7 protein-coding genes and 1 pseudogene are annotated in these 5,598 nt (G+C 39.5%); 6 read left to right on the top strand and 2 right to left on the bottom strand.

The window, feature by feature from the left end:
• The 6 genes and pseudogenes from F6K49_RS34490 to F6K49_RS34510 all read left to right on the top strand — a co-directional run.
• A partial coding sequence (locus F6K49_RS34490; protein WP_293103891.1) for a hypothetical protein occupies window positions 1–226 on the top strand: 226 nt, incomplete at its 5' end.
• Between the two features lie 42 nt (window positions 227–268).
• Window positions 269–469 (top strand): hypothetical protein, encoded by a 201-nt coding sequence (locus F6K49_RS34495; RefSeq protein WP_293103894.1) that lies wholly within the window; start codon window positions 269–271, stop codon window positions 467–469.
• Window positions 470–729: 260 nt separating this feature from the next.
• Entirely contained in the window at window positions 730–2,103 is a 1,374-nt protein-coding gene (locus tag F6K49_RS34500) for a hypothetical protein (protein WP_293103899.1), read from the top strand.
• 43 nt (window positions 2,104–2,146) lie between these two features.
• Window positions 2,147–2,380 (top strand): hypothetical protein, encoded by a 234-nt coding sequence (locus F6K49_RS34505; protein ID WP_293103902.1) that lies wholly within the window; start codon window positions 2,147–2,149, stop codon window positions 2,378–2,380.
• Window positions 2,377–2,580: pseudogene (locus tag F6K49_RS53755) on the top strand (tetratricopeptide repeat protein); the annotation flags it as partial. The gene F6K49_RS34505 and the pseudogene F6K49_RS53755, both read left to right, overlap by 4 nt.
• Before the next feature lie 54 nt (window positions 2,581–2,634).
• Window positions 2,635–4,374, top strand: a complete 1,740-nt coding sequence (locus tag F6K49_RS34510; RefSeq protein WP_293103905.1) for a tetratricopeptide repeat protein — start codon at window positions 2,635–2,637, stop codon at window positions 4,372–4,374.
• Window positions 4,375–4,390: 16 nt separating this feature from the next.
• Here F6K49_RS34510 and F6K49_RS34515 read toward each other — a convergent pair whose 3' ends face one another.
• The gene (locus F6K49_RS34515) at window positions 4,391–4,525 is read right to left on the bottom strand and encodes a hypothetical protein (RefSeq protein WP_293103908.1); all 135 of its coding nucleotides are present in this window, start codon (window positions 4,523–4,525) and stop codon (window positions 4,391–4,393) included.
• Between the two features lie 473 nt (window positions 4,526–4,998).
• On the bottom strand, window positions 4,999–5,598 hold a 600-nt coding region (locus tag F6K49_RS34520), incomplete at its 5' end, for a hypothetical protein (protein WP_293103911.1).

Here is a 5,598-nt window from a genome sequence, read left to right on the forward strand (position 1 = left end):
CTCTGTACTTCTGGGTGAAAGTTTATATTCTGGGCTGGGGTGTGTTTATCAGCCTAGGTCTGAAGCAGAGGTTTACCCATTACTAGAGAACGATACTCTAGAACCGCTGCCCCATGAAACCTGCTTGCCTTATGGATATTATTGTTTACGTTGTGGCATGACCTATAAGTATTACAATCCGAATACTGTATACACTGGCGACTTTTTGGGTCAGCCACTGGACTAAGATTAAGTCTGGTTGAATACCCGTAATCTAGGGGTCGGGAGGGTGGGGAGATGGGGAGATGGGGAGCGGTGCGACCCGTGGCGAATTAAATTCGCCTACGGAAAGCGCACCGAGGGAGATGGGGAGATGGGGCAGCAGGGATTAATCGTAGGGTGGGCAGTGCCTAGCAACGCTATGGCCAGCTTCGGAATCCTTCTGGTGCACTGCCCACCGGAGATAAAATACATGAACTTAACTACATGAACTTAACCGATTAATCTTTGGTGGGCAGTGCCTACCAAGGGGATTGACAAGCTTGCTGAATCGGTCTGGTGCACTGCCCACCCTACATCAACTGCCCACCTACATCAACTCCCCTTCTTTGGTGGGCAGTGCCTAGCAACGGGATTGGCAACCAAATGAATTTGTCTGGTGCACTGCCCACCCTACATCAAATGTGAGCTGTGCCCTGTGCCCTGTTCCCATCAATCCTATATTCACATCTCAAATACAAACGCTATAGTATGGATCTATTAGTAATTGAGTCATTTGCTTTTACTCCTCGTCTAGCAACTGCTGGAGAAATTGCTATCAAGGCAGCAGTTGCGGGGAATAAGACTGGATTTTCGTTTATCCATGTGGATAATCCCGATGACATTCGATTTATTCCCAGTAGACGTTTTCAAAAGTTTGGAAAACGAAGTTGGAAACAGAAAGTATGGAAAGTGGAAAGTATTTTAAGAAACTATGGTGTGACCACTTTATCAGAAGAATTTTTGTCAGAAGAAACTCGGTTAAGTATCCAAAACTATGTCCAAAATGCTCCCCATAGCTTAAAGGAGCTCAGAGCCTACAAATACAACGATGCTGATCTGGGTTTAGCTACAGTCTCTTCCTTGATCTGGCACACCAAATTATCTGAACCTGATCCTAATCACCATTCTCCACATATACAACGATTGTTGCGATGTTCCGCAATGGTTTATGAAAAGGCCAGGGCACTTATCCTCAAGTATAAACCGCAGAAAATAAGTGCGTTTAATGGACGATTTGCTTCCGTTAAAGGGATATTTGAGGCCGCTAAACAGCTTGGTGTTGAGGTTCAATACTATGAAGTCGGAGGAACCTATAAGCAATACGAACTGTTTGAGAAACCCCCTCATGATTTTGCCTATAGGCGCGAAAAGGTCAAAACCTATTGGCAACAGGCTGGTATGGATAGAGAAGAGTTAGCACATACCTTTTATCAGAATAGAAGGCAAGGAGAGGGCATTGGATCGACTAATTATACGTCTGAGCAACAAAAAGGTTTCGTACCTGGGCAAACCGCTAATCATCGTCAGATTGTCTACTACTCTGCTAGTGATGATGAATTTTCTGCTATTGGGGACTTGGTCAAACATCCAATTTTTAACAATCAAAGGGAAGCAGTAAAGTCTCTGATCACTTGGGCGTCTAATCAAATGGACTGTTATCTGACCATTAGAGTTCATCCTCACCTTCAGAAAAAGTCATTAGAAGACCGCAACTGGTGGAATTCGTTGACGGGAAAAAATCTCCAGGTGATTCCCCCCGATTCAAAGGTTGACTCCTATGCATTAATAGACTGGGCTGATGTGGTGGTTACCTATAATTCAACCATTGGTGCTGAAGCAGCTTACTGGGGTAAACCCTCTCTACTGCTAGGGGACAATATGTACTCTGGGTTGGGATGTGTTTATGAGCCTAGGTCTGAAGCAGAGGTTTACACATTACTAAAGAAGGATTCTCTAGCACCACTGCCCCAAGAAAACTGCTTGCCCTATGGATATTATCGGTTATGTAATGGCATAAACTATAACTACTACAATCCCCATAATGCAGCCTCTGGTGACTTTGTGGGTCAAGCACTGGACTAATATCAAGTTTGGTTGAATAGGGATAATCTATGAGGCGCGCACCTTGAGCGAATTTAATTCGCCCACGGAAAGCGCACGCCCTGGGAGTCGGGAGTCGTCAGAAGCAGGAAATGGGGAGATAGACAGAAGTATCCCAAAAATTATTGTAGTCAGCCACTCGACTAACAGAATAATGGTAGGGTGGACAGTGCCTAGCAACTGGATTTGCCAGGAAATGAATCGAACTGATGCACTGCCCACCCTAGATGAACTAATCAATGGTCAGGTAATTTCATGAATAAGTATGAAGCTTTAGCTCGTGAGGCTATGCATTCCCAACAGTGGGAGTTGGCACTAGAAAAATGGGATAAATTACTGGATTTGTTCCCAGATCACATTCCGGCTTTACTTAGCAAAGGGCAGATATTAATCAGGCTAAAACGATTTGATGACGCTGAGCAAGTATTCCAGGAAGTCTCACAAAAATACCCTGCTAAGCCCCAGGGATATAAAGGTTTGGCTCTGGTCGCGATAGAATCTATGCAGTGGAAGTTGGCTTTTGAAAGACTTGATTTAGCGATCAGCCTTTTTCCAAATAATTCTGAGTTTTTGTTGCAAAAAATTACTGCACTATTGAAAATTTCATGGTTTGAAGAAGCCCAAAATGTGGTTAAAACGGGAAAATTACGGTTTCCCCAAGACCACAAAATTGCTCTTACTGAAGCAACAATATACCAAAAACAAAAAAACTATCATGACGCTCAAAAAATCCTGGAACAAGCCAACTTAGACTATCCGGACAATATCGAGATTAAACTTGAGCTGGCTGACAACCATTTACAGCTGGGAGAATTGGCAGCAACAGGACAAATACTAGAGACAATCAAACACAGAAGTGGCTCGAAACTATCTAAGCAGTTTAACAAAAGTTACCTGACGTTTCTGGTTCGTGCTCATAAGATAGATGAACTAAAGCAATATCTTCAGGAAATTCAATCAACTCAATACCAGTTTGATGAGACGTTTATCTCAAACTATTGCCAATTATTAGCTAGTCATGGCTATTATCAAGATGCCTATCAATTTTTGACTGATTTCAGTCTGAGGAATTCTGGTAATTCGGTCAAAGTTGATCAAACGAAAATTCATTGTCTATTTGAATTAGAAAAAATTACTAATCTGGAAAAGCTCAGCAATGTTGACCCAAAAACGCCCTTAGATACTTGGGTAAGGGAAGCTAATCAATCCTTACAGGCTCGACTCAAGACTTATCTAAGCGATCACTCAAATTTTGACAGTAATAATCGTTTTGTTAAAAAAAAAATTGATAAACTAAACTACCTATATAACACTTGCAAGCTCTCTTATTTAAATACTTATACCTCTCCTTTTGATGCTTATGAACTTACTGTTAAAATTTTAGATCACATTAAAAATAAAATTCCTTTGTCATTGATAAGATTAGGGGATGGAGAAGGAACATTTTTAGATTATGACGAAACTTTCAAAGACTTTCAAGAGAGAGACCGTGACGTAGCCAAAAAATGTTGGTGGGGAGATGTAAATCTCAGTGGATATGACTGTAAAAACCTTAGTGATAACTTAAAAATATCTATCAAAAATGCTGATATACTAGGTATTCCTGAATACTATCTTTTTTTTATATTTTTAAGCTCTAATTCCATAGAAAAACAGTTGTTAGAAAAAAACAATGGAGGAGGTTGTAGAGGTCTTACTGCCATTATTAATACCCTAATTGACCCAAAATTTTATCAAGAACAGGATAGTTATCAATTGAGCCATCAAACCTTGACATCGTGTTATATTCATCAAGACCTTGAAGTTTGGGGACTTTATCGATTAATTTTAAATCACTTAACGGAATGTTCAGTAATTTCTTGTCATGAGGGTATTAGTGAAGTTCTTATGGAAAAATATGGAGTGACAGTTAAACGGTTATATCAGATACCTTCAGAATCTAACTATTCACAACTCTTTAATTACAAAGACCAGGAAAATTACCATCATTATCCTTACTACTTCCAGAAAATTTCCTCAGAACTTACTGTCTCCTATCCAGGAGAGGTATTTCTGGTTGCTGCCGGTTTTTTAGGAAAAATCTACTGCAATAGTATCAAAAATCTAGGGGGAATCGCCCTTGATGTTGGCAGTATTGTTGACTATTGGCTAAATTACTCAACCAGATGGATTCATCGCAGGATTCCAGATAAAAATTACTATTCAAACTTTGCAAAACTAATTAATAACGATATCCGTCTTAACAGACTTTAGCTATTAAATGATACCGTTAAGTATTTTTTTGAATAGACTTATTGCAGAAGTCGGTAACAGGGAACAGCGATGCAGCGCGGTCTTGGGGGTTTCCCCCATGAGCGACTGCATGAAGACGGGAACAGGGAACAGTGGAGAATAATTGACCCAAATACTATCCAAAAAATACTTTTCCAAGAGGTCTAATTATAGCGCTGCAACCAGGGAATAGAGAATAGATAAGAGTGTGGAGGGGTTCTCAAGAGAATCAGGGTAAGGCTAAGAATCAATAAGCCTAAGATGATTGATAAAAAAACACTATATTATCAAATAAATAACTCTATTGCGAATATAATTCTAGGATATTAAAAGGGTTTAGAGGCAATATCAACCGATATCCAGGCAATGCACAATATAGGTCATTTTTTCTTGAGCTTACCCTAAACTATAGCAATTATCATAGCTATGAGGTACACATTTTATGGATTTTATGGAACAGGAAACAGGCAACAGGGAACAGGGAACAGAGAATAGTTAATAGGGATGCGGTGCATCAAGACAGGGAATTAAAGTCAAAGAATACTGTACCTCATGAGTCCTAGAAACCCTATACCTCTAGAGGCTCATCCCGTCTTCCCCTACTAGTTATAGCATTTTGTGGCTAGTTTTGCCTAATTTATGAAGAAATTGAGATCTCACCCTTTCTGGATTATTTTTGTTTTTGCAATACTCGAATAAGTTAATGCCTTGGTCTGTATCATCTAGTAATTTTTCTAGCCCTAGCTTAGCTTCAGAGAAATTAAAATCACTATAGTCTTTATAGTTATGATCACACCAACTACGGTCGTCTCCAATATGAAACGTTAAATTAGCTTTCTTTAGCATTAACATTTGTTTGGAAAAATAAACCCGGTTATGTATCAATCCGAGCATGACTGCTGGGCGTCCTATACAGGCTTGATTATTAACGAATTTTTTAAAATTTTTAACACTAAATATCAAACAGTCATACCCAGGATGATATCTACCCTTTTCTACCATATTAATAGCCAATGAATCGATTGAAATCTGTTTCTTAGATAGGGTATTTCTATTAATGGTTATAGCATCAAACCCTGATTGTAATAAATCTATGACTGCATCGTAAAAGTAAGGAGCTAGAATTATGTCTGTGTTTGTAAATACTATAAAGTCATCGGGTTTAGCATTCTTGACTCCGGCTTCAAGGATATCGAAGACCAGGGG

Source organism: Moorena sp. SIO3I6, assembly GCF_010672095.1.